The sequence below is a fragment of the Sphingomonas bacterium genome (assembly GCF_903644055.1).
GTDB lineage: Bacteria > Pseudomonadota > Alphaproteobacteria > Sphingomonadales > Sphingomonadaceae > Sphingomonas_I.
Genome location: NZ_CAHJXD010000166.1, coordinates 1 through 4340 on the forward strand (window position 1 = coordinate 1; position 4340 = coordinate 4340).

The 4340-nt window shown below is 65.8% G+C and carries 6 protein-coding genes; 4 read left to right on the forward strand and 2 right to left on the reverse strand.

Annotated features, from left to right (window positions below; translation table 11 throughout):
* Window positions 1–66 precede the first annotated feature (66 nt).
* On the reverse strand, window positions 67–234 hold the full coding sequence (locus HUU94_RS07200; RefSeq protein WP_174274415.1) for a hypothetical protein: 168 nt from the start codon (window positions 232–234) through the stop codon (window positions 67–69).
* 49 nt (window positions 235–283) lie between these two features.
* Window positions 284–2266, reverse strand: a complete 1983-nt coding sequence (locus tag HUU94_RS07205) for an alpha/beta hydrolase family protein (RefSeq protein ID WP_254602024.1) — start codon at window positions 2264–2266, stop codon at window positions 284–286.
* A 311-nt stretch (window positions 2267–2577) separates the two neighbouring features.
* Here HUU94_RS07205 and HUU94_RS07210 point away from each other — a divergent pair, with 311 nt between their 5' ends.
* The 4 genes from HUU94_RS07210 to HUU94_RS07225 form a co-directional block, all read left to right on the forward strand.
* Window positions 2578–2847, forward strand: coding sequence for an AtpZ/AtpI family protein (locus HUU94_RS07210; protein ID WP_438827114.1), 270 nt, complete (start codon window positions 2578–2580; stop codon window positions 2845–2847).
* Between the two features lie 36 nt (window positions 2848–2883).
* Window positions 2884–3672, forward strand: coding sequence for a F0F1 ATP synthase subunit A (locus HUU94_RS07215; protein ID WP_174274417.1), 789 nt, complete (start codon window positions 2884–2886; stop codon window positions 3670–3672).
* Between the two features lie 29 nt (window positions 3673–3701).
* Entirely contained in the window at window positions 3702–3932 is a 231-nt protein-coding gene (locus HUU94_RS07220) for a F0F1 ATP synthase subunit C (protein WP_171745022.1), read from the forward strand.
* A gap of 80 nt (window positions 3933–4012) precedes the next feature.
* A partial coding sequence (locus HUU94_RS07225; protein WP_174274418.1) for a F0F1 ATP synthase subunit B family protein occupies window positions 4013–4340 on the forward strand: 328 nt, incomplete at its 3' end.

Genomic DNA, 4340 nt, shown 5'->3' on the forward strand with positions numbered 1-4340 from the left:
CTCGTAGCGAATCCGGCTGCTGCCCTGCACGCGCAGCCCGTCGATACCGATGGCGCGCCCGATCGATCATGCGGGCGGCCCCGGCGGACTCGTCTGCGCCCGCGCGGCGCCCGCCGGAAGCGCCAGCGCCAGCACGGCGGCGAAAAGCGACGCGCCGAGGCGTCCAGCGATCCGCCGCCCTCGCGGCCGGGCGCGATGGCCGTTGGCATGTCGTGCGGAATCGGTAACGCTCATCGGCCCACTATCCTCGGGCGTCGGGCCAGGTCGAGAGAGGCGATCGAAATCACATGTGCATCGAGGACCTCAGGAACGCATCGGCCTTGGTGAGCATGTCGATCCTTGCCGCCGTATCGTCGATCTGGTGATCGAGTCCGGGATAGCGGATCAGTTCGCTCTGCTTGCCCGCGCGCTTGAGCGCCCCGTTCATCGCTTCCGATTCGGCGACCGCGACATTCATGTCGGTCTCGCCATGGAACATGAGCACCGGCGCCTGGAACTGCGCGGCATGGAGAGCGGGCGATCCCTCGGTGAGATGCGCGCCGTCGCCGATATAGGCGCGCACGATCGCCGCGTTGGTGAAGCCCTCGACCTCGGTTTTCAGCGCGCGGAGATCGGTGACCGGGGCGATCGCCACCACCGCCTTGAACAGCCCGGGATCGATCACGTTCGATTGCAGCGCCGCATATCCGCCGTAGGACCAGCCCAGGATCGCGAGCTTGGAAGGATCGGCGATGCCCTGCCGGACCAGCCACTCGCCCGCGGCGGTCACGTCGCGGATCGCGATCTTCCAGGATCGGAAGCCATTGTCCCTGAACCATGCATCGCCGAAGCCGCTCGAACCGCGGAACTCCGGCTGGATGACGGCATAGCCGCGCGCCGCGAAGAATTGGGCGAGCCAGTCGAACCCCCATTCGTCGCGCGCCGCCGGGCCGCCATGCGGCATCACGATCGCGGGCAGGCCGCGTCCGCTGCTTCCGGGCGGCAGCGTGAGATAGGCGGGGATATTGGCGCCGTCGCCCGCCGGATAGGTGATCGACTTGACCGTCGCGGTTGCGACCCCTTCCAGCTCGGGCCTGACCGGCGCCAGCTCGGTCAGGTGATGCGTCGCCTTGTCGAAGATGAACAGATGGCCGCCGTCGCTGTCGCTGGAGGCGCGCAGCAGCAGGACCGCCTCGTCCGCGCTCGCGCTCTCGAAGGTCACGATCGGCAGGTTCGGCAGCACCTTCGACAGGCTTTCGGCGAGCTTGCTGTACGCCGGATCGAAATAGCGCGTCACGCGCCGGTCGGTCACATAGCTGACGCCGATCACGCGCCCCCGCCGGCCGATCGTCACCACGTCGTCCACATCGACGGTAGGATCGGCATAAGCGAGCTCGGTCGACAAGGTCTCGTCCAGCGTCACGCGATACAGCGCCTCGCGTCCGTTGAGCCGCTTGAGCGCATAGGCCAGGTTGGCGGTGCCATCGACGGCGACGGGGCGCAGCGCATCGCTTTTCCCGTCATAGTTCACGCGGCTGAACGGCCGCCAATGCTGATCGCCGGTCAGGCGGTAGCGATAATCGTACCAGCCGTTGAGAAGGCCGGCATTGTCCATTCCCTTCAGCGACATCATGCGGATGTGGCCCTGCCCGTCGGCGAGGAAGCTCCCGGCATTGGGATAGGCCCGTTCCACCGCGATCGCGCGCAACGTCCGCGTGTTGACCCGATCGACCCCATAGCCATCGGCGGTCGAGGCTGTGAGCCGACCGGTATTGGCCGCCGGAACATGATCGCGCATCATCAGCACCTCCGGCGAAGTTCCGTCGAGCCAATCGACGATGTCGCCGCTGAACTGACTCGTCCGCAGCGCGTCGCCGGCCGATTTCGAGCTCAGATCCTTCATGTTCTTGCCGTCGGAATCGATCGCGATCATGCGCGAGAAGCCGAGCCGCCGGCCCTGGCTGATCGCGATTTCCTGAAAGCCGCAGACGATCCTGTCGTTGGAGGCCCAGCCGCAATGGGTCAGCCGCATATTATTGTCGGAATAGGTGATGGCATTGGGCTTCGGATTCGCAAGGTCGATCACCTCGGCGACGCGGGCCCGCGTGTTGCCGGACACGATCATCACGATCTTCTTTCCATCCGGCGAAAGCGATGCCGAATAGACATCGGGTCTCGCGCCGAACAAGCGCGCCGCCTTGTCGACGGGCATCGGCTCGGCGCGGCCCGATGCACCGATCAGGCAGATCGCGGCCGTCGCCGTCGCCATATGCCACCGTATCGCCATGGATTCCCTCTCCTCTTTCAGGACGATGCCACCGGAAGCCGAGATCGGGCAAGGGCCACGGCACCATGATCTGCTCGACCCGCCCGCTTGTCCCGAGCGCCGGCGTTGGATGGAGATAGCTTGGTGCGTCCGTCGTTCCCCGGTTCCGGACGAGCCTGCGCCGCATAAGTTGACTTGGGGTCTCCCCTTGCTAAAGGGGCCGCGCCTGACGGGAACGCCCGCCGGTGCGGCCGTGTTTCCCGCAGATTAGGAGAGGCGCGGCCATGCCAGTGGACGGGACCGGACAGGATCCGATCGGTGAGGATGCTCGGTTGACCGAGCTCGGCGCGCGGCTGAAAGCGGCGAAGCAGACCGAGAAGATCAGGACCGGCACGCTGCGGCAAGGGCCCGACAAGGGCTACAGGCAGGGCAGTCGCGTGCTGGCGGAGCTGATCGCGGGTCCGGTCGGGGGCGGGCTGATCGGTTGGCTATTCGATAGCTGGTTCGGCACGTCGCCATGGCTCCTGTTGGTCTTCGTGTTCCTCGGGTTCGCGGCGGCCATCTGGAACATCGTCAAGATTTCGGGCCAGCGCGCGGAGTGATCCGGGCGCTGCCGCAACAAGCACAGGGAAGAATAAGTGGCGGCTGACGGGCCTGGTATCGATCCGATGCACCAATTCCTGGTGGAGCCGGTGATGGGCCACCGGTTGGCGTTCGGCGGCTATGACCTGAGCTTCACCAATTCGGCCCTGTTCATGGTCATCGTGTTCGCGGCGCTTTGGCTGTTCATGCTCGGCGGGATGAAGCGCGCGCTGGTGCCCGGCCGCTGGCAGATCGCGGTCGAGGGCGTCACCAATTTCGTCTCCAGCATGGTGCAGGCGAACATCGGCGCCGAGGGCCGCAGGTTCACGCCCTACGTCTTCTCGCTGTTCATGTTCATCCTGTTCGCCAATCTGATCGGGCTGATCCCGCTCGGCGTCGTGCCGGGCTGGCATCCGTTCACCGTGACCAGCCACATCACCGTCACCGCGGTGCTGGCGTTCGTCAGCTTCGCGATCGTGCTGATCGTCGGCTTCGCGCGCCACGGCTTCCACTTCTTTTCGCTGTTCGTGCCCCTCGGCACGCCCAAGGTGATGATCCCGCTGATCTTCGTGATCGAGCTGGCGAGCTTCCTGGTGCGTCCGTTCAGCCTCGGGCTGCGCCTGTTCGTCGCGATGACCGCGGGGCATATCCTGCTCGATGTGTTCGCCAGCTTCGTCGTCCAGGGGCTCAACAGCGGGCCGGGGATCGGCTGGCTGGTCAGCCTGCTGTCGTTCGTGATGATCGTCGGGGTTTCGGCGCTGGAGCTTCTGGTTTCGGCGATCCAGGCCTATGTGTTCGCCTTGCTCACCTCGCTGTATCTCAACGACGCAGTAAATCTCCACTGATATCAAATCGTTAGAAGGGAAGTCTCATTATGGATCTCGCATCTGCAAAGGTGATCGGCGCCGGCCTCGCGGCGATCGGCGTCGGCATGGCCGCGCTCGGCGTGGGCAACGTCTTCGGCTCGTTCCTCGAAGGCGCGCTGCGCAATCCGGGTGCCGCCGATGGCCAGCAGGGCCGTCTGTTCATCGGCTTCGCCGCCGCCGAGCTGCTGGGCCTGATCGCCTTCGTCATCGCGATCCTGATCCTGTTCGTCGTCAAGTAGGTCCGTCATGCGGGGGCAGGATCTTCTTGCCTTCACATGCGCGACCTTCGTGAGTTTCTGAACGCAATGCCGGGACGCCGATGCCTCAAATAGATCAGATCGCCGCCATCTACGCGAGCCAGCTCTTCTGGCTCGTGCTGGTGTTCGCGCTCATCTACTTCGGCATCGGCCGTGCGATGCTGCCCAAGATCCAGCGCACGGTCGACGATCGCGCCGCGAAGATCGACGGCGATCTCGCCGCCGCCGAAGCCGCGCGCGCCGCGGCCGACAGCGCCGAGGGCGCCTATCTCGCCAAGCTCGACGAGAGCCGCGCCGCCGCGCAGGCGGAAACCGCCGCCGCCAAGGCGCGCGCGACCGCCGACGCCGAGAAGCGCGTCAAGGCCGCCGATGCCGAGATCGCGCTCCGCA